At 39.5% G+C, this 23,529-nt stretch carries 23 protein-coding genes and 2 tRNA genes; 15 read left to right on the top strand and 10 right to left on the bottom strand.

Annotated features, from left to right (window positions below; translation table 11 throughout):
* Positions 1-56 precede the first annotated feature (56 nt).
* The 5 genes from CTY47_RS15930 to CTY47_RS15915 all read right to left on the bottom strand — a co-directional run bounded on the left by CTY47_RS15930 (position 57) and on the right by CTY47_RS15915 (position 4,267).
* Positions 57-1,607 (bottom strand): sodium:solute symporter family protein, encoded by a 1,551-nt coding sequence (locus CTY47_RS15930; RefSeq protein ID WP_099465768.1) that lies wholly within the window; start codon positions 1,605-1,607, stop codon positions 57-59.
* Complete coding sequence (locus tag CTY47_RS17155; protein ID WP_199163443.1) at positions 1,604-1,744, bottom strand: symporter small accessory protein; 141 nt, start codon at positions 1,742-1,744, stop codon at positions 1,604-1,606. Before CTY47_RS17155 ends, CTY47_RS15930 begins: the two co-directional genes overlap by 4 nt.
* A 73-nt stretch (positions 1,745-1,817) precedes the next feature.
* Positions 1,818-2,243, bottom strand: coding sequence for an acetolactate synthase (locus CTY47_RS15925; RefSeq protein ID WP_099465767.1), 426 nt, complete (start codon positions 2,241-2,243; stop codon positions 1,818-1,820).
* Between the two features lie 29 nt (positions 2,244-2,272).
* A complete protein-coding gene (locus CTY47_RS15920; protein WP_099465766.1) occupies positions 2,273-3,577 on the bottom strand; it encodes a phenylacetate--CoA ligase family protein in 1,305 nt (434 codons plus the stop codon).
* 180 nt (positions 3,578-3,757) lie between these two features.
* Positions 3,758-4,267 (bottom strand): ferritin-like domain-containing protein, encoded by a 510-nt coding sequence (locus CTY47_RS15915; protein ID WP_099465765.1) that lies wholly within the window; start codon positions 4,265-4,267, stop codon positions 3,758-3,760.
* Between the two features lie 212 nt (positions 4,268-4,479).
* On the opposite strand from CTY47_RS15915, the gene CTY47_RS15910 reads away from it, so the two are divergent.
* Complete coding sequence (locus tag CTY47_RS15910; protein WP_099465764.1) at positions 4,480-4,974, top strand: UpxY family transcription antiterminator; 495 nt, start codon at positions 4,480-4,482, stop codon at positions 4,972-4,974.
* Positions 4,975-5,063: 89 nt separating this feature from the next.
* Here CTY47_RS15910 and CTY47_RS15905 read toward each other — a convergent pair whose 3' ends face one another.
* The gene (locus tag CTY47_RS15905) at positions 5,064-6,554 is read right to left on the bottom strand and encodes a cobyric acid synthase (protein ID WP_099465763.1); all 1,491 of its coding nucleotides are present in this window, start codon (positions 6,552-6,554) and stop codon (positions 5,064-5,066) included.
* Between the two features lie 152 nt (positions 6,555-6,706).
* Here CTY47_RS15905 and CTY47_RS15900 point away from each other — a divergent pair, with 152 nt between their 5' ends.
* The 11 genes from CTY47_RS15900 (at position 6,707) to CTY47_RS15850 (ending at position 18,101) form a co-directional block, all read left to right on the top strand.
* A complete protein-coding gene (locus CTY47_RS15900; protein ID WP_099465762.1) occupies positions 6,707-7,822 on the top strand; it encodes an acyltransferase family protein in 1,116 nt (371 codons plus the stop codon).
* An 18-nt stretch (positions 7,823-7,840) separates the two neighbouring features.
* Positions 7,841-8,974, top strand: coding sequence for an acyltransferase family protein (locus CTY47_RS15895; protein ID WP_099465761.1), 1,134 nt, complete (start codon positions 7,841-7,843; stop codon positions 8,972-8,974).
* A gap of 25 nt (positions 8,975-8,999) precedes the next feature.
* The gene (locus CTY47_RS15890; protein WP_099465760.1) at positions 9,000-10,199 is read left to right on the top strand and encodes an L-serine ammonia-lyase; all 1,200 of its coding nucleotides are present in this window, start codon (positions 9,000-9,002) and stop codon (positions 10,197-10,199) included.
* Positions 10,200-10,228: 29 nt separating this feature from the next.
* Entirely contained in the window at positions 10,229-11,221 is a 993-nt protein-coding gene (locus CTY47_RS15885; protein WP_099465759.1) for a glycoside hydrolase family 43 protein, read from the top strand.
* A 151-nt stretch (positions 11,222-11,372) separates the two neighbouring features.
* Positions 11,373-12,002 carry a TetR/AcrR family transcriptional regulator gene (locus CTY47_RS15880; RefSeq protein WP_099465758.1) on the top strand — a complete coding sequence of 210 codons (630 nt, stop codon included), beginning with the start codon at positions 11,373-11,375 and terminating at the stop codon, positions 12,000-12,002.
* Between the two features lie 24 nt (positions 12,003-12,026).
* Positions 12,027-13,319 carry a TolC family protein gene (locus CTY47_RS15875; protein ID WP_099465757.1) on the top strand — a complete coding sequence of 431 codons (1,293 nt, stop codon included), beginning with the start codon at positions 12,027-12,029 and terminating at the stop codon, positions 13,317-13,319.
* 22 nt (positions 13,320-13,341) lie between these two features.
* A complete protein-coding gene (locus CTY47_RS15870) occupies positions 13,342-14,232 on the top strand; it encodes an HlyD family secretion protein (RefSeq protein ID WP_099465800.1) in 891 nt (296 codons plus the stop codon).
* Positions 14,233-14,250: 18 nt separating this feature from the next.
* Positions 14,251-15,150 (top strand): ABC transporter ATP-binding protein, encoded by a 900-nt coding sequence (locus CTY47_RS15865; RefSeq protein ID WP_099465756.1) that lies wholly within the window; start codon positions 14,251-14,253, stop codon positions 15,148-15,150.
* A gap of 12 nt (positions 15,151-15,162) precedes the next feature.
* Positions 15,163-15,897 carry an ABC transporter ATP-binding protein gene (locus tag CTY47_RS15860; protein WP_099465755.1) on the top strand — a complete coding sequence of 245 codons (735 nt, stop codon included), beginning with the start codon at positions 15,163-15,165 and terminating at the stop codon, positions 15,895-15,897.
* Positions 15,898-15,901: 4 nt separating this feature from the next.
* The gene (locus CTY47_RS15855) at positions 15,902-16,993 is read left to right on the top strand and encodes an ABC transporter permease (RefSeq protein ID WP_099465754.1); all 1,092 of its coding nucleotides are present in this window, start codon (positions 15,902-15,904) and stop codon (positions 16,991-16,993) included.
* A 10-nt stretch (positions 16,994-17,003) separates the two neighbouring features.
* Positions 17,004-18,101: an ABC transporter permease gene (locus CTY47_RS15850; RefSeq protein WP_099465753.1), complete on the top strand. Its 1,098-nt coding sequence runs from the start codon at positions 17,004-17,006 to the stop codon at positions 18,099-18,101.
* Positions 18,102-18,293: 192 nt separating this feature from the next.
* Here the strand turns inward: CTY47_RS15850 and CTY47_RS15845 are convergent.
* From CTY47_RS15845 to CTY47_RS15830, 4 genes are all read right to left on the bottom strand, one after another.
* A tRNA-Tyr gene (locus CTY47_RS15845) sits at positions 18,294-18,376 on the bottom strand.
* A 39-nt stretch (positions 18,377-18,415) separates the two neighbouring features.
* Positions 18,416-18,489, bottom strand: a tRNA-Thr gene (locus tag CTY47_RS15840).
* Between the two features lie 165 nt (positions 18,490-18,654).
* Entirely contained in the window at positions 18,655-19,014 is a 360-nt protein-coding gene (gene trxA / locus CTY47_RS15835) for a thioredoxin (RefSeq protein ID WP_099465752.1), read from the bottom strand.
* A 203-nt stretch (positions 19,015-19,217) separates the two neighbouring features.
* Positions 19,218-20,471, bottom strand: coding sequence for a DUF418 domain-containing protein (locus CTY47_RS15830; protein ID WP_099465751.1), 1,254 nt, complete (start codon positions 20,469-20,471; stop codon positions 19,218-19,220).
* 219 nt (positions 20,472-20,690) lie between these two features.
* Here CTY47_RS15830 and CTY47_RS15825 point away from each other — a divergent pair, with 219 nt between their 5' ends.
* The 3 genes from CTY47_RS15825 (at position 20,691) to CTY47_RS15815 (ending at position 23,522) form a co-directional block, all read left to right on the top strand.
* Positions 20,691-21,587 carry a helix-turn-helix domain-containing protein gene (locus CTY47_RS15825; protein WP_099465750.1) on the top strand — a complete coding sequence of 299 codons (897 nt, stop codon included), beginning with the start codon at positions 20,691-20,693 and terminating at the stop codon, positions 21,585-21,587.
* A 197-nt stretch (positions 21,588-21,784) separates the two neighbouring features.
* Positions 21,785-22,627, top strand: coding sequence for an AraC family transcriptional regulator (locus tag CTY47_RS15820; RefSeq protein WP_099465749.1), 843 nt, complete (start codon positions 21,785-21,787; stop codon positions 22,625-22,627).
* 133 nt (positions 22,628-22,760) lie between these two features.
* Complete coding sequence (locus tag CTY47_RS15815) at positions 22,761-23,522, top strand: SDR family NAD(P)-dependent oxidoreductase (RefSeq protein ID WP_199163442.1); 762 nt, start codon at positions 22,761-22,763, stop codon at positions 23,520-23,522.
* Positions 23,523-23,529: the final 7 nt, after the last annotated feature.

Genomic DNA, 23,529 nt, shown 5'->3' with positions numbered 1-23,529 from the left:
CTGCTAAATAATATTTTTTGAATTATAAGAAATGCTAATTCTGCTTTTTACGTCTGTTATTTCTGTCTTTTTGTTAGCAAACTCACTGTAACAATAGTGATACATGATAATGGAAGACCAAACAAAATAGGATCGATAGCATACCAAGGATAGACATTAACCAATACATCTTGTCCGAATAAAGCCTTGCATAGGCCAATTGGAGCAGCTTCCGCTTTATGCAGGAATAGCATGGCAAATAAACTTGCTAATGCGCCAACCCATAAGCTGGCTAATGCTCCCTGGCGGGTTACACCTTTCCAGTATAAAGCACAAAAGTAGGAAGGCAGGAAAGTTGCTGCGCAGATTCCCATGAATAATGCAGTACCTCGGGCTATGATTCCGTCGCTTAATACATAGCATATTATATAACTTAATAAGATAGAGCATAATACACCGATTCGTACACCCATTGTTGAATTCGGGTTCTTGCTGCGTCCTAATTTCGGAAAAGCATCTGCTCCGAAAGCGGCTCCCATCGTATGGAATTGTGCACTTAATGTAGACATGCTGGCAGATAGGATACAGAGCATAAATACAGCGCCGAACCAATCCGGCATGGCCTTGTTAATAAACAACGGGATAATTTTATCCATATCTTTGATTGCTTCCGAAGCAACAACGCCTTCGGTTTTTAGAAAGAATAAATTTGATAAAGCACCGACATGATATATTGCTCCAACAGTGACAATTAAAAATATACAACCTATTATTACACCCCGGTTGAGCTGTTTTGTACTTTCCACCATCATAAAACGAACAACTAATTGAGGTTGGGCTAAACAGCCAATACCTACACCCAGTATCAAAGAGGTAACTAATGTATACCATTGCGGAGAACCGGTAACAGGCATAGCTGTCCACCCTTGATGACCCAGATCTTTGAACCGTTCAGGTACCATTGGGGCAATTTCCGTCAGCTTCTGGTTGGCCTCGATAAAGCCCATATCCATGATTCTATAGAACCAGAATAGGAGGAAAAGCATACAAGAAAACATGATAACTGCTTGTAACGCATCTGTATATAAAACACCTTTAATACCACCTGTAATAACGTATGCTGCAACAATCAACGTAAAGATAAGTAAAGCCAGGTGTAAGTCTATATTAAACATTTGTTCAATAAACACAGCACCTCCTTTCATAACAACAGCTGCGTATAAAGGCATTCCTATGAATATGACTGTGGCTATAAATATCCGGATAGCTTTGGAATTGTAATGCAATCCTAATAACTGAGGAAATGTGCGTGCGTTATGTTCTTCTCCTAGCTTGCGTGTTTTTCTGCCGAATAAAATAAATGCGATAACAACTCCCATAAACATATTAAGCAAGCAGAGCCATTGGATTCCCATACCAAATGTTGCAGCAACTCCTCCGAAGCCTACAATGGCCGATGCCGATATAAAAGTGGCTCCATAAGACAATGCCATGATAAACGGATTTATTTTTCGTCCTCCTAATAAATAATCACTGGCGTTTTTCGTGCTTTTATAACCAAGATATCCCAACCATGCAAGGACAAACATGTAAATAATAACGACAATACCCAGAGTAAGTGTGCTCATTCCTTTTCTTTTTTAGAGTTAGTACTTTCTTTATCATCTTTATTCCACGTGGTTATTCCGAACCAGATAGAATATAAAAGGCAGGCAAATGCCAGCAGGTATGCCAACCAGATACCAGGGTCGTCTATTCCAAACATTTGTTATTTGTTTTAATGGTGAGTAGATAAAATTTACCCCGGAGAAAATACTTCTTCCCGGGGTAAGAGATGATTATAATTTTATTAAGTCGTTTTCGCAGATATATTCCAGATTCTGCCGGCGAATAACCTCCCGTGCAGCATCCCGGTTGTTTGTGCGAATAATCATGATCGATTTATCTCTAATAGAAAAACAGTACATGTATTCAATGCTTAAACCGGCTTTTGTGAAATGAGTCAATACTTTGGCAAAGCTACCTGCACACGAATCGGTGACAATCGCCAATACTTCAGTCAGGTTGGCACTTACATTATTGCTTTTAAGTATCTTGAATGCTTTTTGCGGATCACTGACAATAATACGTAAGATGCCATACTCGGAAGTGTCGGCAACAGTGGCAGCTATAATACGTATATTCTCTTCTGCAAGTAAAGCCAGTATTTCACTTAGCTTTCCATACTTGTTTTCCAGAAAAATAGAAATTTGATTTACTGTCATGGCTGTATATTTTTAATCTTGTTATACAATTACACAAATTTACGTAAGTCTTTTACGCGAATAGCTTTGCCTCCTTCCTGAGAAGGTAAAGACCCTTTTGCTACGAGTTTGAGGTGCGGTGTAAGCAATAACTCGTCTTTCAGTTGACGCGTAATATCTTTAGCCAGGCTTTGCAGTACGCTGTAATCATCAGTAAACAGGTCGCTTAATTCTACTTCAATAAGCATTTCGTCATTATTACCGAATGTCTCTATCGTTATAAGATAGTTGCTGCCTAATTCTTTGAATTGCATTAATATTTTTTCGATCTGGATAGGGAAAATATTAACACCTTTCAGAATAATCATATCATCACTACGGCCTTTGAAGCGGGCTAAACGTTTATGTGTACGTCCACATGGGCATTTGCCCGGAAGTATACAGGTTAAGTCGCGTGTGCGATAGCGTATTAACGGCATTGCTTCACGGTTTATGGTAGTAAGAACCAACTCTCCAACTTCTCCTTCCGGAACAGGTTTGAGAGTAACAGGGTCTACAATTTCTACAATTACATAGTCTTCCCAGATATGAAGTCCGTTTTGTTCGGTACATTCGAATGCAACTCCCGGGCCATTCATTTCCGACATACCGAAACAGTTATATGCTTTTACGCCTAATAATTGTTCAATTCGCCGACGTTGTTCTTCCGAATGAGGCTCGGCTCCAATACATACGGTGTGCAGTTTTGTATCTTTACGCGGATCGATACCTATTTCATACATTACTTCAGCTAAACGGGTTGCATAACTAGGGATAATGTGTAGACAAGTAGTTCCGAAATCCTGAATAAATTTAATCTGGCGTTTTGTGTTTCCTGCAGCTGCGGGAACTGTTAATGTACCTAACTTCTCGGCTCCATACTGAAATCCTAATCCCCCGGTGAACATACCGTAGCCAGATGTGTTTTGGAATACATCCGTATCGCGTATTCCTACCATATACATGCAACGTGCCACTTGATTTGCCCATTGTTCCAGGTCTTTTGATGAATGTAGTACAACTGTAGGATTTCCGGTTGTTCCGCTGGACGAATGAATACGCACACAGTCTTTGATCGGTATTGCAGCCATACCGAAAGGATAATTGTTGCGTAAATCGTCTTTTGTCGTGAATGGAATTTTTTGCAAGTCTTCTAAAGAAAGGATGCTATTTGGTGTAATTCCGTTTTCTTCAAATACTTTTTGATAAAAAGAAGAATGTCCGGCTAATTCAATTGTTTTTTTTAATCGTTCCAACTGTATTTTTTCCAGGTCTTCACGATTTAAGGTTTCTATGTCTTTCTGCCAATACATCATGATTTTTTGTATTATTAGTGTGTTTAATTCATATAAATAGACTGCAAATGTATTGTTTATTTTGAATTTGTGTAGCATTTGTAGTTGTTTTTTGTTCGATATAGTGGTAAGAAAGGGCTATAAATGAATACAGGCATGAATCCTTTAGAACTCATGCCTGTACAAATATTCTTTTTAAATTTATTTCTTAAAAGTATTTTCCATTCTGGCAATGTCTTTTAAGTAGTCTTGCAGGTCTTGTTCATGCTCTTCTTCTTCTGCAAGGATGTGTTTTGCGATGTCGCAAGTTGTGTAATCCAATCCGTTGGTAAACTGGGCAATTTGTTGGTACCTGAGTATGGCACATCTTTCCGAAGCTACGTTCTGCTTTAATAGACTGACTGTGTCGAATTCTTTCGGTGCGTCATATTTGCATCTTGCCAATTCAAACCATTTTTGAGGATCAAGTACTGGAATACCATCCAGTTCAATAATGCGATCTGCTAATAATTGAGCATGCTTGCGTTCTTCTTCAGCATGTTCTTCAAATTCATCCTGGACGTCTTTGCGCATTGCACCTTCTGCTACTAATGCACCTACCCAATATTGATAGTATGCCAGCCATTCTTCGGCTAAAGCTGCGTTTAATTGAGATAAAAGATTTTCTACGTCCAGTTTTCCTCGTAAAATTGCGACTGTTTCTTTTGCCATAATTATAAAATTTTAGAATGAAACGTTATTGTTTTATATACTTCTAACAAATTGACAAATTCATTGTTTATAAATTATCTAATCTTTATTGTACTTACCATTAATTAAGATTGGCATTATTAGTCTTTGTATTGTAATAACCAAATCGGAATAATATTTGTTTTGGTGAAAATATAGTATATTTGCCGCTCAATTTAATAGAGTGATTTTGCATGATAAAGCCAAATGATACCAATTGGTACGTACTATATACTGCTGCCCGAGCTGAAAAACAAGTAAAAGAACGAATAGATGCTTTAGGTGTAGAATGTTGGCTTCCGCTTCATCGTACGCCGCGTGTGTGGTCTGATCGTGTGAAAATGGTCGATATCCCTTTATTCAGTTCCTATATTTTTGTTAGATGTACAGATCCTGTGTTACGTGATTTGATCCGTGTTTATGGTGTTTCACGTATTGTATATTATAATGGCAAGCCGGCTGTTGTACGGCAGGCAGAGATTGATGCTATCAAAGAATTTTTGGAAATGGCTTCCGAACATCCTCTTATTGCCGGTGATGAAGTGGAGATTTTATGTGGGGCTATGAAATCTGTTTCCGGTAAAGTAAAAAAGATAAAAAAGAGCCATGCTCTGTTGTTTCTGGAACAGTTGGGTGCTACCGTATGCGTGCGTCTTGAAGACGTGGCAAGAGTCAATCGTCTGAAATGATAATTAACTCTGCATAGTTGGAATTTCTTAAGTCTTCCCGATCATTTTAGGAAAACATCCCGATGATTTTACAAAATCATCGGGATGTTTTATAATGTGGAATATATATACTCCAGATTTACATGGTTTCGTACCAGATTGGCTAGCTTATCATACTGTTCTTCTTTGAATGCCGCATAATCAAAAGGCTTGTTTGCTTCTTCCTTATCAAATCCTTCAGCCATATTATCGAGAACTACCGGGTTATCAAGAATACCATGCATATAACTTCCCCAACAATGGTTGTTCAGGTAATAACCATCTTGCCGACCATCTTCCAATAAGACGACCGGGCTGTCAGGGGCATTGTTTAACAAGGTAGTACGTCCCATGTGGATCTCATAACCCCGGCATTGTGTAACTTTGCCGGATTTTTGGGGTAAGAAACTGAATGTGCTTTGTTTGGTTATTTTTTCTTTTTCAATGATTGTACATTGTGGCAAGAGTCCAAGACCTGGCACTGCAGGTATTTCTCCCTCTATACCTTCCGGATCTTCCAGACGGATGCCCATCATTTGATAGCCTCCGCAAATACCAATAACTTTTTTTCCTGCTTTATGCGCCCGGATGATTGCTTCTGCTATTCCGTTGGCACGTAAGTGCTGTAAATCTGCCAATGTGTTTTTTGAGCCCGGCAATAAAATTATATCCGCTTTCTCTATTTCTTCTACATTATTTGTATAGTAGGGATTGAAACGGGGGTCCATATCCAAGACGTCGAAATCGGTAAAGTTGGACATGCGTTTAAGCAGGATAATGGCTACGTTGATTTTTCCGTCACGGAATGTGTTTGTTTTCATATCTAACGCAACGGAATCTTCTTCTTCTATTTTTATATCACGAAACCAGGGAATAACGCCAACAACAGGTACACCGGTCAATTTTTCTATTATCTTTTTCCCTTCTTCAAAAAGAGATGCATCTCCACGGAATTTATTGATAATAATACCTTTTATCAATGCCTTTTCTTCTGTTTTTAACAAAGCTATAGTTCCATATACAGAACCAAAAATACCGCCTTTGTCAATGTCTGCTATCAGGTATGTGGAGGCACCTGCCTTTAATGCCATACGCATATTGGTAATATCCCTGTCGCGAAGATTGAGTTCGGATATGCTGCCAGCACCTTCTAAAACGATTGGATTATATTTGCTTTCCAGTCTTTTGAATGCTTCGAAGGCTTCTTTAAAGAGTTCTTCTTTCTGGTTCTGTATTCCGAAATAATCTTTGGCAGACATATTGCCGACAGGTTTTCCGTTCAATACGACTTGGGAACTTTTATCGTTTGTCGGTTTTAGTAACACCGGGTTCATATCTGTGTGTGGGGCAATACCACATGCCTCGGCTTGTACTACCTGGGCACGTCCCATTTCTCCACCTTCAGAAGTAGAATAGGAGTTAAGAGACATATTTTGTGCCTTAAAAGGGGCCGGATTGTAACCGTCTTGTTTGAATATACGGCAGAAAGCTGCATTAATTACACTCTTGCCAGCGTCGGAGCAAGTCCCTACAAACATGATGGGTTTCAGATGTTGTTTCATTTGTTTTCAGTAAGTTGTGCAAAGGTAGTTTTTATGTGATAAATTAACAATAGATCAACCTTTGATTGTCTTATTTATAAATTAAGTTTTCATGCAGATGAATTTTAAATTTTCTGTTTATATTTGCGTCTGACTTTAAAATATAGATAGAAATGACAGTGCAGAAAAAACCACAACGTTTACAGTCATTAGATGCCCTCAGAGGTTTTGACATGTTTTTCATTATGGGCGGAGGCCCTCTTTTTATTGCTTTGGCAACATTGTTCCCAACCCCATTTTTTCAGGCTATAGCCCATCAGATGCAGCATGTTGAATGGCATGGGTTGTCTTTTGAAGATATGATATTCCCGCTATTCCTTTTTATTGCGGGCATTTCTTTTCCTTTCTCTCTGGAAAAGCAAAGAGCTTCGGGTATGACAGATTCGGCTATTTATAAAAAAATTATACGCCGCGGTATTACATTGGTGATATTGGGACTTGTATATGGCGGTATATTGTCTTTGGATTTTGAAAACCAACGTTATGCAAGCGTGTTGGGACGAATAGGTCTGGCTTGGATGTTTGCTGCAATCTTGTTTGTGAATACTCGTACTATTACGAGAGTCTGGATCACGGCGGGAATTTTGATTGGTTACTGGTTACTATTAGCATTTGTTCCGGCTCCGGACGGGAATGGTGCGGATGTGTTTAGTATGGAAGGATGTCTGGTTGGATATGTAGACAGAATCATGTTGCCTGGGCATCTTTACTTGAAAATACACGATCCGGAAGGAATCTTATCTACAGTTCCGGCTATAGCTACTGCTTTACTGGGGATGTTTACTGGCGAATTTATTAAATTACAAAAGAAAGAGTTTACAGAGACAAAGAAGGTGCTTTATTTACTGGTAGTTGGCCTTATTTTGGTGGTTTCCGGTGTAATATGGAATCTGTTTTTCCCGATTAATAAGAATCTTTGGACAAGTTCTTTTGTTTGTACGGTAGGAGGTATATCTATGATATTGTTTGCTTTGTTTTATTATATTATAGATGTAAAAGGATTTCGGGGCTGGACTTTATTCTTTACTGTTATCGGTATGAATTCCATAACGATTTATCTGGCACAACGTTTTATAAACTTTTCGTTTACTGCAAATTCTATATTCGGGGGAATAACGAAGTTGTTGCCGGAAACAGCTCAACCTTTAATGGGGGCTGTTACTTATATTGCTATTTGTTGGGGATTCCTTTATTTCTTATATCGTCAACGCATATTCTTAAAAGTGTAAGTTTTTTATCATTATTATATGGAAAAGGCGGTCTACAAACGGTTGGAGTCACTGGATGTTCTACGTGGCTTCGACCTTTTTTGTCTTGTTGTCCTGGAGGTGGTGTTATATCCTCTGGAAAGTGCGATTGACGCACCTTGGTTCAATTCATTGATGTGGGGCTTTTCGCATGTGGAGTGGGAGGGTTTTTCTTCCTGGGATTTGGTAATGCCTCTCTTTATGTTTATGGCCGGTGTATCTATACCGTTTGCTTTATCGCGTTATAAGGCAATGCCGGATAAAACGGCTGTGTATCGTCGTATAGGGAAACGCGTTTTGCTATTATGGGTATTTGGCATGATGTGCCAGGGGAATTTACTGGCATTGGATCTTGATAAAATTTATTTGTATTCGAATACTTTGCAATCTATAGCAATGGGATATTTGATTGCTGCCATGTTGTTTCTGCATATTCGTTTTGCTGCACAAATAGGTGTGGCGGCCGGTTTGTTACTGTTGTATTGGGGATTAATGCAATTTGTTACGGTAGACGGTTATGGAGGTGGTGTTTATACCCCTGACGGCAACCTGGCCGAATGGGTAGACCGTGTTGTATTAGGACGTTTCCGGGATGCTGCTACGATAGTTGATGGGCAGACTGTGTTTGCCAGTTGGTATAATTATACATGGATATTAAGTAGCCTGAACTTTGGTGTGACAGTGTTGACCGGATTGTTTGCCGGGCAGATATTGAAAAATGAATATACCCGGAAATATAAACTGCAGCTATTGTTTGGTATTGGTGTCGCTATGGTTGCTGCAGGTTGGTTGTGGGGATTGCAAATGCCGGTTATTAAGAAGTTGTGGACTAGCTCTATGGTGTTGGTGAGCAGTGGGTATTGTTTTCTGCTGATGGGCATTTTTTATTATTGGATAGATTGCAAAGGACATAACAAACATTTGAATTGGCTAAAGATATATGGAATGAATTCTATTGTAGCATACATGCTGACTATGGTAATTAATTTCAGGTGTATTGGCGAGTCTTTATTTTTTGGTTTGCAGCAATATATGGGAAATTATTATCAGGTACTTATTGCCGTATGCAACGTATTGGTTATTTATGTAATTTTGTGGTTGCTTTATAAGCGCAATATATTTCTAAAAGTATAAACACATTTAATTGGGAAACTTACACATGGAATCAATCAGACAAATATATCGTATAGGTCATGGCCCTTCTAGCAGCCATACAATGGGGCCGATGCGTGCTGCTCAAATGTTTTTAGATCGTAACAGAGGTGCAGTACGTTTTAATGTTACCTTGTATGGAAGTTTGGCGGCTACAGGGAAAGGACACATGACGGATGCTGCTATTCTGGAAGTATTATCGCCGGTAGCTAAAACAAACATAACATGGGAACCTAAAAACTTTCTTCCGTTTCATCCGAACGGAATGCTGTTTGAATCATTTGATGAAAGTGGCGAAGTGTTAGATAGTTGGACGGTTTATAGTATCGGAGGTGGTACGTTGGCAAACGAAAGTTTCAATGAACTGAAAACGGCACAGGTTTATGAAATGCAGACGATAAAGGATATTCAGGCATGGTGTGAGAAAAGCGGTCATTCCTATTGGGAATATGTAGAACAATGCGAAGGGCCTTCGATCTGGGATTATTTAGCCGAGGTATGGGAGGTTATGCAACAAGCTGTACGTAACGGTCTGGAAGCGGAGGGAGTTCTTCCCGGAGGATTAGGACTGCGTCGCAAAGCTTCCGATTATATGATCCGTGCAAAAGGATATGGCAGTAGCATTAGAAGCCGTGGAATGGTATATGCATATGCTTTGGCTGTTTCTGAAGAAAATGCAGGTGGAGGAAAGATTGTCACGGCACCGACTTGTGGCTCGTGCGGCGTTATGCCGGCTGTACTTTATCATTTAAAGGACTCTAGAGAGTTTCGCGATTCACGTATTTTGCGCGCTTTGGCTACGGCCGGTTTATTTGGCAATGTGGTCAGAACGAATGCTTCTGTGTCGGGTGCCGAAGTTGGTTGCCAGGGGGAAGTAGGTGTTGCCTGTGCTATGGCTGCTGCTGCTGCAAGCCAGTTGTTTGGTGGGACGCCAGCCCAGATAGAATATGCGGCCGAAATGGGATTGGAGCATCATTTAGGATTAACCTGTGATCCCGTGTGCGGATTGGTTCAGATTCCTTGTATTGAACGTAATGCATTTGCCGCTGCCCGTGCACTGGATGCAAATACATTTTCCAACTTCTCCGATGGGAAACACCGGGTAAGTTTTGATCAGGTGGTGGAAGTCATGCGCCAGACTGGAAACGATTTGCCAAGCCTTTACAAAGAAACCTCAGAAGGCGGATTAGCTAAAATGGAGCGGTAATATTTACTAATGTGTTTAATATACTCAAGATGAAAAAAGACCTTATTTATTCTTTGTTGACTGTAAGTTTATTTTTTGCGTGTGGTCAGTCAAAGCAACAGCAAACGGAAGAAGTTGCAAAAAGCGGTAATCCTGTATTTGAGGGTTGGTATGCCGACCCGGAAGGTATTATTTATGATGATACCTATTGGATTTATCCAACCACAAGTGATCTATACGAGAAACAGACATTTTTTGATTGCTATTCATCAAAAGATTTGGTGACGTGGACAAAGCATCCGTCTATCCTTGATACGACGGAAGTAAAGTGGGCAAACAGAGCAATGTGGGCTCCCTCTATTATCAGTAAGGATGGAAAGTATTATTTCTTCTTTAGTGCCAATGATGTACATGAAGGTGAAGTGGGCGGTATCGGTGTTGCCGTAAGTGACAAACCGGAAGGACCGTATAAAGATTTGTTGGGTAAACCTCTTATCAATGAAATTGTAAATGGTGCACAACCTATCGATCAGTTTGTTTTCCATGACGAAGACGGACGCTACTACATGTATTATGGAGGTTGGGGACATTGTAACATCGTTCTGTTGAATGATGATTTTACAGCTCTTGTTCCCTTTGAAGATGGTGAAACCTATAAAGAAATTACTCCTGAAAGTTATGTAGAGGGTCCGTTTATGTTTAAGAAGAATGGTAAGTATTATTTTATGTGGAGCGAAGGCGGCTGGGGAAATCCTGATTATTGCGTAGCTTATGCTATTGCTGATTCTCCTTTTGGTCCGTTTAAGCGCATAGGAAAAATTCTTCAGCAGGATCCGCAGGTTGCAACAAGTGCAGGACATCATTCCATAATGCATGTACCTGATTCTGAAGATTATTATATTGTTTATCATCGTCGCCCGCTGGGAGATACAGGACGTGACCATCGCGTAACCTGTGTAGATAAGATGACTTTTGATAAAGATGGTTTTATTAATCCGGTAAAGATTACATTCGAAGGGGTAGAAGCAAGGCCAATTAAGTAATTTCTATATTGCCGATTGTATATAGATATTCTTTTAGTAAAGATAAAAAACATTAAAAGAAGAACATAATTATAATGTTCTTCTTTTTTTGTTCTACTTTTGACACATGTGTCAGACATGTGAGACGAAATAGATAATAACAATATAACGTATGAATACAGAAGAAGTGCAGGATATGGAATTCCGTATCATAGAAGCAGCAAAACAAGTCTTTGTCAGAAAAGGGTATGAGGCTACCAAAATGGGAGATATTGCTGAGGAAGTGGGTATCAGCCGGACAGCCATGCATTATTATTTCCGAACCAAGGAAATGCTTTTTGAAGCTATATTCGGACAATTAATGGGCGTTTTGCTTCCAAATATTGATTCTATAATGAATGAGTCTACGACTTGCCTTGAGAAGATACCCAAGATTGTTAACGAGTATGTTGCTATAATGCAGTCAAATCCTTCATTTCCAATTTTTGTTATAAATGAATTTAACAGAGATCCGGAACATTTGTACAAAGTGGTGATGAGAGATCCATCCCGGGTGCAGCCTTTAATAAAGTTACAGAAACAGATGCTGGAAGAAATGGAAAAAGGTTTGATAAAAAAGATGCCGTTGGCTTATACGGCTTCAACTTTAATCGGGTTAGTTATTTTTCCTATGTTGGCACGCTCTCCGTTGACTACTGTTTTTTTTAATGGAGAGGAAGAACGTTTTGACGCATTTATAGAAGAACGAAAAACTTTTATTTCGGATATTATGATCCGTTTACTGACACCAGATAATAAGTAATCATTTATTTGTACAGAATAATTTATGAAATCAATTTGTATAATTCTATTATCGTTTGGAGTGAGTGCCTTTATTGTTCCTTTAAGGGCGCAAGAAGGTAAAGTTAGTATTATGCAGTGTTATGATTGGGCACATGATAATTATCCTCAAATCCGGCAATACGGGTTAATTAACCGTACCAGAGATTATAACTTGGCTAATGCAGGGAAGGGATGGTTGCCTCAAGTGGCATTGAATGCGAAGGTTACTTATCAGAGCGATGTCACTAAATTGCCGTTTGATGCAGATAAGCTTTCTGCTATTATACCAGGTATACAGATTCCTACACTGGGCAAAGATCAATATCAAGTTGTGGCGGAAGTAAATCAAACGATTTGGGACGGAGGTGTTATTCATGCAACCAAACAGATAACCAAAGCAGAGGCCGAAGCTAACCGTGAACAGTTGGAGAGTGATCTTTATGCTTTGAACCAACGCGTAAATCAACTTTATTTCGGTTGTTTGCTGCAAGACGAATTACTTCTTCAAAATGCTTTGCTTCAGAAAGAATTACAGATAAATATAGACCGTGTCGAGGCAATGATAGCTAATGGAGTAGCCAACCAATCTGATCTGGAAAGTATGCAGGTTGAACTTTTGAATGCCCGTCAGAAGGAGATAGAATTGAAGGCTTCGCGTATGGCTTATCGCCAGATGCTGGGAACATTGGTTGGAAAGCCTATTACAGAAGATGCCATTCTTGAAACTCCTTCAATGCCGGGAAGTTCGTTGCCGCAAATGATCAACCGTCCTGAACTTCGCGCATTGGATGCCCGGAACCAGTTGCTGGAGATGCAGGACAAGCAGATTACAGCCGGAATTATGCCTCGTGTAGGTGCTTTTTTACAAGGAGGATATGGCCGTCCGGGATTGAATATGCTGGAAGATAAATTCAGTAGTTTTTATATGGCAGGTGTTCGCCTTACTTGGAATTTAGGCAAGCTATACACTTTGAAAAATGACAGGCGGAAATTGGATGTTAACAGGCAAATGATAGAAGTACAGAAAGACGTTTTTCTTTTTAATACCAATTTGCAATTGATACAACAAAATACGGAGATTCGTAAAATAACAGACCTGATGCGTGCGGATAATGATATAATACGTCTGCGTACCAGTATAAAGAAAGCTGCTGAAGCCAAATTGGAAAACGGGGTTATCTCAGTAACGGATCTGATTCGTGAAATCAATGCCGAAGATATGGCACGCCAGACAGCTGCCATGCATAAGGTTCAGCAACTGCAGTCAATATATGATTATATATACACAACTAATTAGAAAAATAATACTTTATACAGATATGAAACACTTGATTTTATTCAGTCTGGTAGCATTACTTGCAGCATGCAATGGTAATAAGAAAGATTTTGATGCAACCGGTGCATTTGAATCTACCGAAGTGATGGTTTCTTCCGAAGCAACCGGTAAGATTATGGAGTTAAATATTGAAGAAGGAGATCGCCTGAATGCAGGTGATGTTGTAGGATATGTGGATAGCACACAATTATATTTTCGTAAAATGCAATTAATGGCCGGACTTAGGTCTGTGGATATCCGTAAACCGGACATACATAAACAGATTGCTACGTTGGAACAACAGATTGCTGTTGCACGTGGTGAACAACAACGCATGGAAAATCTGGTGAAGGCAAAAGCCGGCAATCAAAAACAAGTGGACGACCTAGTCAATAATATAAAGGTTCTTCAAAAGCAATTGGATGCTCAATATTCTACATTGGACAAAACCAAAGGCGGAGCCGATGCGGATGCCGAAAGCATACAATATCAGATTATGCAACTGGATGATCAGTTACAAAAGAGCCGTATAACGAATCCGGTTACCGGAACCGTTTTGGTGAAATATGCCGAAACAGGAGAAGTGACGACAGCTGGCAAACCTTTGTATAAAATTGCCGATATTGATTTGTTGTATCTCCGTGCTTATGTAACCGGCGATCAGCTTTCCCAATTGAAGTTGAATCAACCTGTACATGTTTTTGCAGACTTTGGAGATAAAGAACGTCGCGAATATCCTGGTGTCATCACATGGATTTCGGACAAATCGGAATTTACACCGAAAGGCATTCAGACAAAAGATGAGCGTGCCAATCTGGTTTATGCCATTAAAATAGCGGTGAAAAATGACGGTTATCTAAAGATAGGACAGTACGGAGAGACAGTATTTAATTGATGATAATGACTGACAGTTATGAATAATGTAAGTGTTCAACATATAAGTAAAAGCTACGACGATGTTTCGGCTTTACGGGATATATCGTTGGAGATAAAACCAGGTGAACTGTTTGGGTTGATTGGGCCGGATGGAGCGGGAAAGACTTCGCTATTTCGTATTCTTACAACTTTGTTGTTGGCAGATAGCGGATATGCTACGGTTTGCGGCCTGGATGTTGTACGGGATTATAAGGAAATTCGTCACTGTGTGGGATATATGCCGGGACGTTTTTCTCTCTATCAGGACCTGACAGTGGAAGAGAATCTTAATTTCTTTGCTACTGTATTTAATACGACTATAAAAGAAAACTATGATTTAATACGTGATATTTATGTGCAGATCGAACCTTTTAAAAATCGTCGTGCCGGCAAATTATCCGGAGGAATGAAGCAAAAACTGGCATTGAGTTGTGCTCTGATCCATCGCCCGGAAGTTCTTTTTCTGGATGAACCGACAACAGGTGTCGATCCTGTTTCGCGCGTGGAGTTTTGGAATATGCTGGATCGGCTGAAGAATGAAGGAATTACTATTCTTGTTTCCACACCGTATATGGATGAGGCTTCACGTTGTGATCGTATAGCACTTATGCGTTCCGGAGAGTGTTTGTCGGTTGATACTCCGGAAAGTATCCGTTCTACATATACTCGTCCGTTATATGCAGTACATGGTTCTTCTATGTATAAATTGCTGATAGATTTGCGCTCTTATCCTGATACATATTCATGCTACGCGTTTGGCGATTCTCACCATTTGACATTGAAAGATGGTAAGAATGATATAGTTGGTTTGGGAAAATATATCAGGGAAGAAGGATATACGGATGTAACGTTGGAGCTTATAAGGCCTTCGATAGAAGATTATTTTATGGCTTTGTAAAATGAGACAGAAATGAATGTAATAGATGTAACAAACCTGACAAAAAGCTTCGGATCTTTTACGGCTGTAGACCATATCAGTTTTAACGTGGGGGAAGGTGAATTATTTGGATTCCTGGGAGCTAACGGAGCAGGAAAGACTACAGCTATGCGTATGCTTTGCGGCTTATCCGCACCGACTTCGGGCGAGGCTCGTGTGGCAGGTTTTGATGTTTATAAAGAGACCGAGAAGATTAAACAACACATTGGGTATATGAGCCAGAAATTCTCATTATACGGCGATCTGAAAGTATGGGAAAATATCCGTTTATATGGCGGAATTTATGGATTGTCCGGAAAGAAACTGAAGGAAAAGACAGACGAACTTCTTCATGTGCTCGATCTGGAAGGAGAACGTAATACATTGGTGGATTCTCTGCCCTTGGGATGGAAGCAGAAACTTGCCTTTTCAGTCGCTATTATCCATGATCCTCGTATCGTTTTTCTGGATGAACCTACGGGAGGTGTCGATCCTGTAACGCGACGTCAGTTCTGGGAGTTGATTTATCAGGCGGCCGAACGTGGAATTACCGTGTTTGTTACCACTCATTATATGGACGAAGCTGAATATTGTAATCGTGTTTCTATCATGGTGGATGGTAAGATAGAAGCTTTGGATAGTCCTGCTGCCCTTAAAGCTTCTTTCAATACTGATAATATGAATAATGTATTCCATGCTTTGGCACGTAAAGCAAAAAGAGGAGAGTAAATCTATGAAGCAGTTTGTATCATTTGTCCGGAAAGAGTTTTATCATATTTTCCGCGATATGCGTACTATGATGATTTTGTTGGGCATTCCGGTTATACTTATTATTATATTTGGTTATGCCATTACTACAGAAATCAGAAGTGTACCCGTTGCTGTGTTAGATCAAAGCCGTACGGATATTAGCCGGAAACTGGTAGACCGTATTAGTGCCAGCGAGTATTTTAATTTATACAAAATGGTAGATAATATGGAAGAAGCCCAACAGCTTTTTCGCCGGAACAAGGTGCGTTTAGTTATTGTTTTTCCTGTAGATTTTGCAACTTCCAATGATGCTTCCATACAATTACTGGCCGATGCCACCGATCCGAATGAGGCGACGCAAATAACGGCATATATGAGTCAATTGATAATGGATAACGGAAACTTTAGCATTACAGATGGAACTTCCGGTTCTAGATTAATGCCTGTTGTTCATCTCCTTTATAATCCCCTGATGAAAGGTGCCTATAATTTTGTACCGGGTGTAATGGGATTGATTTTAATTCTGATTTGCTCAATGATGACTTCGGTTGGAATTGTAAAAGAGAAAGAAATGGGAACGATGGAAGTTCTACTAGTTTCGCCTATGAAGCCTGCATATATAGTTATCGCAAAAGCAATTCCTTATTTGTTGTTGAGTATGGTTAACATTGCTACCATACTTGTTATTGCGTATTTTTTGCTGGACGTGCCAATTGCGGGAAGTCTTACCTTGCTGGTCTTTATTTCTATATTGTATGCATTTGTGGCATTATGCCTCGGCTTGTTGGTTTCGACGATGGCAGACACGCAGAAGTCGGCGATGCTGGTTTGTGTTATGGTATTGATGCTTCCGGTAATATTATTGAGTGGAATGGTTTTTCCTATAGAAAATATGCCGGTTGTGTTACAATGGCTTTCCAACATTGTCCCGGCCAAATGGTATATTATAGCAGTGAAAGACGTGATGATAAAAGGATTGGGTATCGGATCTGTTCTGCCTGAAATTGCAATCCTTACAGTAATGGTAGTCTTTTTGATGTTGTTGAGTGTAAAACGTTTCAAAATCCGTTTATAGAAATAGGCTTATGAAGACATTACGATATTTATTGGAGAAAGAATTCAAGCAGATTCGGCGCGACCGTTTTTTGCCTCGAATTATATTTCTTGTGCCATTGATGCAATTAATTATTCTTCCTTTTGCTGCAAACTTTGAGATGAGGAATATTTACCTCAGTATTGTTGATAATGACCATTCTGTTATGTCCCAACAATTAACGGACAAGGTTCTTTCTTCGGATTATTTCCAGCTAACGGATGTTTCTCCTGAGTACAATCAGGCATTGACTTCTATCGAAAGTAACCGGGCGGATATTATTCTTGAAATACCGGCGGGTACGGAAAAGCAGTTGGGAAAGGAAGGGTATGCAGAAGTTCTGATTGCCGCCAATGCCGTAAATGGCACGAAGGGAGGAATGGGTAGTTCTTATCTTTCTTCCATCATTCAAGATTTTAACAGAGAAAAAGGGTTTGATTCCGGTATGTCTTTGTCGGGTATCTGCTCTACTAATCTTTTTAATCCGCATTTGGATTATAAGAATTTTATGGTTCCCGGTATCCTTGCCTTTTTAATGACGATTATAGGTGGATTCCTTTCCTCTCTCAATGTAGTAGGCGAGAAGGAGAAAGGAACCATAGAACAGATCAATGTGACACCTGTTCCTAAATCGGTGTTCCTGCTTTCCAAATTAATTCCATTTTGGATAATAGGCCTGATATTGCTTACTGTGGGGACTTTTATAGCCTGGCTTGTATATGGCCTGGTTCCAATAGGTAATCTTGGAATTATATATCTTTTTGCTGCTGCTTATCTGATAGCGTTTACCGGATTCGGGCTTGCTATTTCGTCGGTGTCGTCTACTCAGCAACAAGCTATGTTTACGGCATTCTTTTTCTTTATTATTTTTATATTATTGAGCGGATTGTTTACGCCTATCAGCAGTATGCCGGAATGGGCGCAGAATCTGACATTGTTTAATCCTTTGCGTTATTTTGTAGAAGTAATGCGTATGGTTTATATGAAAGGCAGTACATTGGCCGACCTATCCGTACATTTTGGAGTAATTTGTTTCTTTGCCATAGCATTTAATATACTGGCAGTTGTTGGCTATCGAAAAAGCAACTGATTTAATTTCTTCCGGGAGGAATCTCCGGTACTCAGGATATAGCCACTCTTTTAGAAAACAAAAATAGGAAAGATTTGAAACTTTTCAGGTAGGCAACTAAATTGAATAGGGTAAGCTATCAAACATTAAGAGTAGACAACAAAAAAAGACTGGCTAACTTTTTGTTGTTAACCAGTCTCTTTGGTGTTGAAGTGGGCAGTGATGGATTCGAACCACCGAAGGCGAAAGCCAGCTGAGTTACAGTCAGCCCCATTTGGCCACTCTGGTAACTGCCCTTATTTCAGTAAACCGGATTGACTTTTGTCTATCCTTTGAGCCTCTTGTCGGATTCGAACCAACGACCCCGAGATTACAAATCACGTGCTCTGGCCAACTGAGCTAAAGAGGCGAATAGTTTGTTATTCGTTTGCGGGTGCAAAGGTAGTAATTGTTTTTATACATGCAATAGGTTTTGAAAATTAAATTATATTTTTCTCAAAAATAATAGAGAAATGTGAGATTTGATAAACCTCATAACATTTCTCTACCACTATTTTAGTATAATTATGTTTGCTTACTTCAAAAGTACCTCGTTTATGGCCTTTTTAAAATCGGTTTTGCCCATAGCTCCTTTTGCCATTTGAGGCTGTTCGTTCATAGGGCAGAAAAGTAAGGTAGGAATACTTCTGATGCCAAAAGCGGCAGCCAGTTCTTCTTCTTTTTCCGTATCTACTTTATAAATGTCTATTTTACCTTTGTATTCTTCAGCCAGCTCTTCCAAAATCGGTGCAATCATTTTACACGGACCACACCATGTTGCATAAAAATCCACGATGCAAGGTTTGTCTCCTTTATACTTCCATTCATTAGGGCTTGCTTCATAATCTGCAACTTTGTTTAGAAATTCAGCTTTTGTTAATTCTGTTACTTTCATAAATCAATCTCCTTTTTTAGTTTATATTGTTTTGTTTTTTATATAACAAAGATATGGCTATAAGTTTATTTTGTAAATGTCTATTTTTCCTTTATAATTGGCAAATTTCCTTCGGACATCATAAAATAAACAATTTCGCTGAAAGTAAATTAAAAACAGAGGTATAGTCAATATTATTTTTTACCCAAAAACAGGTTGCCTGATTAAGAATTATTCCTTTTTCTAAATGGTTGTATTTTAAGATAGGTAGCCGAACGCCAAAACCATTCTAAAGGGCCATATAGATAGTAGTTCAGCCAGTATCTACTGAATATGGCTTGTATAACATATACAACCAAACCTAAGCCAAATACTTCAGTGATTCCCCAATTGCCGAATATTGCACCCAAACCCCACATAGAAAATATAATTCCCCCTACAATACTTTGTGCTACATAGTTAGTCAATCCCATGCGTCCGTAAGGAATGATGGCGTTCAGGTATTTTCCAACACTATCTGTCTGGAACAGGAGTATAAAACCAAGTGCTAAAGCTCCGGAAAACAGTACCGTATGTATATCATTAAGCGCCATGGATAGCAGCATTTCGGGAGATAGTTTTACCCCTGACATGAGCATTCTGAAAGTAACTTCCTGCGATGGAATCAGGCTGATGAGAGAGCAAGCAAGAGTAAATCCTACAAAAAGCAGTATGTTCCTTTTTTTATGTGTTTCTATTCCTTCAAAAAAACGCAAACGCCCTACTACCAAGCCCAGAATAAAAAGAGCCATTGTTACATATCCGCGTCCGTTCAAACCAAATTGATAATTTAATTTCCCTACAAATCCGGTGGTTAAGTTTCTTTTTGCCGATTTGAAGAATGATGGTTTTTCCATTGTTTCCCCAGAAGAAGTCAGTCTGTTTTTGTTTGGTTCGTTAGATACTGGTCTTTGTGGCATATTTTCTACTTGTTCTGTTTTTACTAAACGATCATAGCTCGTTGAAATAATGCGGGGCGTACCTATCAACAGAAGCAGGGCAATAACAATCAGTATTCTGTTTTTTAGGGGAAACAGTAATACCATGATTACTCCGAAAGCGGCATATATAGGTAAAATATCGGCAGTGAAAAAGCTATTGCCAACGATGCCTATCACAAAAAGAATAACCATGCGCCAGATAAAACGTTTTCGGAAATCAATTCCTTTTTTAGCACCCCGATCCATTTGTATAAAGAAACTTAATCCGAAAAGAAATGCAAAAATATTAATAAACTTACCCATTATTACATATTGGGAGAGCCATTGAATAGCTGTATCCAGCATAGGAAATTGTGGTTCTGACGCGGGCATACCTGAAAAAACACCAAAATGTTGCAGCATGTGCATAAGTATGACACCGAGCAGTGCAAATCCTCTTAATGCATCCAAAACGTGAATCCGACTTTGGGGAGCTGAAATAGTTTTACTTTGTTCCATTTTTTTACTATTTGATAATTATTTGTAAAGCTGTAGTCATGTTGTTTTAACGATCCACCTGTAAATCGTTTCTGCAAAGATAGAGTGTGCACAAAGGCCCGTCCATAGATAAATTACAGTTTCAAAAACCAATATTCCTGATTTTGGGAATGCCTGAATTGGGGTTGGATGTGTTTTCCTATATTTGCAGAAAGTTATACCAAATAATAAAAGGAATATATGAGTGATATTATAAAATTAGATTCGGTTCAAGACTACAACGAGTTGTTAGGAGTGGAGACATATCATCCTTTGGTAAGTGTCGTTGATATGTCTCAGTTAGAGGTGATCCGTCATAGCCGTAAGAATTTCGGATTCTACTGTATTATCCTCAAGCAACTTGATTGCGGTCCACTTCTTTATGGTCGCAATCAGTATGATTACCGGGAGGGAACACTTGTTTTTGTCTCCCCCGGACAGGTTGCAGGCATAAATGATAACGGCGAAACTCGTAATCCGCGCGGATGGATTCTTATGTTTCATCCCGATCTATTGCGCGGTACATTACTGGATAGGCAGATGAAAAATTATTCATTCTTTTCATACGAGTCGAACGAAGCCTTACACATGTCTGAACGTGAGCGCCATATTATTATTAACTGTTTCAATGAAATACGTGAAGAGTTGGAACATGCTATTGATAAACATAGCAAACAAATTATTGCGGCCAACATAGAGGTGTTGCTAAATCACTGTGTACGTTTTTATGATCGCCAGTTTGTTACTCGTGAGATTGTAAATCGTGATCTGTTAAGTCGTTTCGAGAACCTCCTTGACGACTATTTCAATTCAAATAAGCCCCAGAAATTGGGTCTGCCTTCTGTTGCCTGGTGTTCAGGGGAGTTACACCTGTCTGCAAACTATTTCGGTGATCTGATTAAAAAAGAAACCGGAAAATCGGCACAAGAATATATCCAGTTGGTCACTATTGAGTGGGCAAAAAAGCTACTTTCGGAGGGTAATCGCTCGGTTAGCGAAATTGCCTATACCTTGGGATTTAAGTATCCTCATCATCTAAGTCGTCTTTTTAAAAAAGTAGCCGGTGTAACTCCGAATGAATATAAAAGTGTAAGTTAGAGTCTCGCGAATGAAATCTAAAATAAACACATAGTGGAAAAGTAAATTTGAGTAAAGCGTACCGACATATCAATATATAAGCCTATCACTTAAAAAAATGAGGCGAGGCATTTAATTTTTGAGCTATACAACAAAATTATTTCTTTTGAAAAGAGTTACCTTTGCAAAAGAAATAATAGTTATAATCAAATAAAGAAATGACAGACAGAATCAATACACTACGTTATTCGGACATCTTTTTTGCGATGTATTTTGACGGAGGTATGAGCTGCACACACCGAAACCATTCCCACGTGTTGGTTTATATTTATTCCGGTGAAATGGTAATTGAAGAAAAAGGAAAAACAACAAAGCTGCATAGAGGCGACTGCGCCTTTATCTGTAAGGATTTCAGTGTTCGCATGACAAAGCAAGCGTGGAATGGAGAGCAATTTAAGGCTATTTTTTTAATGTTTACGCCTAAATTCTTACGTAGCTTCTACAACAAGTTAAAACCAAACTCAATCCCAAAGGATGCCAAAAGGGGGAAAGTTAGTCTCTATAAGTTGCCGTCTAATCGTCCTGACATCATAAGCCTGTTTGAATCCATGACGCCTTATTTCGATTCGGATATCCAGCCGACAGAAGAGTTATTGCACTTGAAAATAGTCGAGGGTATGTATGTGCTGCTCAATACGAACAAGAATCTGTATGCATCGGTTTTCGATTTTACCGACCCATGGAAAATTGATATTTTGGATTTCTTGGAGAACAATTACATGAATGACATTTCGATGGAAGAAATAGCCAATTATACGGGGCGCAGCCTTTCCACATTCAAACGGGATTTCAAAAAATGCAGCACTCTTTCCCCACGCGAATGGCTGATATGCCGTCGCCTCGAAGCCGCCCACGAACTGATACAGAAAGGCGAACGCAAGGTGTCGGAGATTTGTTTTGAGGTCGGTTTTAAGAATCTCTCGCATTTTTCGAAGGTTTATAAAGAAAAATACGGTATTCCTCCTACAAGGAATCTGCAACATGAAATGAGTCTCGCATAGATTGCGGGACTTTTTTATTTATGGACTTCCCGGCAAAGCACTTTGAACCGCACAACAAAGCCGTAATGCCATAGACCTCTTACCTTTGCATCAGAAAATAATTAGAGCTTATAACAGATAACATCATATAATTATGACAGAAACAAAAACAATGAAAGAAAAAGTGGCTTTGGTGACAGGTGCAGGAATGGGAATCGGTCTTGCTTGTGCAGAAGCATTTGCCCGTGCAGGCTATATTACCGTTTTGTTAGATATTAACGAGCCGAAAGTACAGGCTGAAAGATTGGTTGCTGAAGGATACAAAGCGACTGCTTATCGCCTTGATGTGTCCGATACTCAAGCTGTAAAAGAAATGATTGATTGGATTATAGCTACTTACGGACGTTTGGATGCAGCTCTTAATAATGCCGGAATACAAACTCCGCAACGTCCTATGGCTGAGATTACCGATGACGAGTTTGACCGCACTGTGGCTGTAGACTTGAAAGGCGTATGGAATTGTATGCGCTATGAAATTCTCCAAATGCTGGAGCAAGGAAGCGGAGCCATCGTCAATACCGCATCGGCAGGAGGTGTGGTCGGCTTTCCGGGACAGGCTGCCTATATAGCTTGTAAACATGCCGTTCTCGGATTGACAAAAACTGCCGCAATTGATTATGCGGCAAAAGGGATTCGCATTAATGCCATATGTCCGGGAGTTATCCAAACCGCAATGGTAGATGAGTTGATAAGCCGCAATCCCCAGTTAGAAAGTGCCTTTACAAAGGATATTCCGAGCGGACGTTTGGGCAAGCCCGAAGAAATCGCCGATGCCGTATTGTGGCTATGCAGTCCGCAAGCAACTTATATGAACGGGCATGGCTTAATTGTAGACGGAGGTATCACTATTAAATAAGGAACAA

This window comes from Parabacteroides provencensis, from assembly GCF_900232875.1.
Lineage (GTDB): Bacteria > Bacteroidota > Bacteroidia > Bacteroidales > Tannerellaceae > Parabacteroides > Parabacteroides chinchillae.
The sequence above is the reverse complement of the archived record's forward strand: the minus strand, read 5'-3'. Positions and strand labels throughout refer to the sequence as shown.